The 385-nt window shown below is 54.3% G+C and carries 1 protein-coding gene; it reads left to right on the forward strand.

Annotated features, from left to right (window positions below; all coding sequences use genetic code 11):
• Window positions 1-205: 205 nt before the first annotated feature.
• The coding region (ssb, locus tag EOA60_RS37235) for a single-stranded DNA-binding protein (protein WP_128312835.1) at window positions 206-385 on the forward strand (180 nt) is incomplete at its 3' end.

Raw genomic sequence — 385 nt, forward strand, 5'->3', positions numbered from 1 at the left:
CCCCGGTCAGATCCGATTTCATGGAAATTTCCGGCCGGGACACTACATCTTGCTGACAAACATTGACAGAACGTCATCTGCACCATAGAACGAACAGGGAACAAAAACCTTGTGGGTAAAGGCAGCCACGGCAAGCGGCTGACGCCTGCAGCCTGTAAGGTGCTGCGACAAAAAAATTTGTTTCGGATGAGCGCGGAGAAATATCATGGCGGGTAGCGTCAACAAGGTCATTTTGGTCGGCAACCTCGGCGCGGATCCCGAAATCCGTCGCCTCAACTCGGGCGAGCCGGTCGTCAACATTCGCATTGCGACGTCGGAAAGCTGGCGTGACAAGAATTCCGGCGAGCGCAAGGAAAAGACCGAATGGCACAACGTCGTCATCTTC

Source organism: Mesorhizobium sp. M1A.F.Ca.IN.020.06.1.1 (assembly GCF_004023265.1).
Classification (GTDB): domain Bacteria; phylum Pseudomonadota; class Alphaproteobacteria; order Rhizobiales; family Rhizobiaceae; genus Mesorhizobium.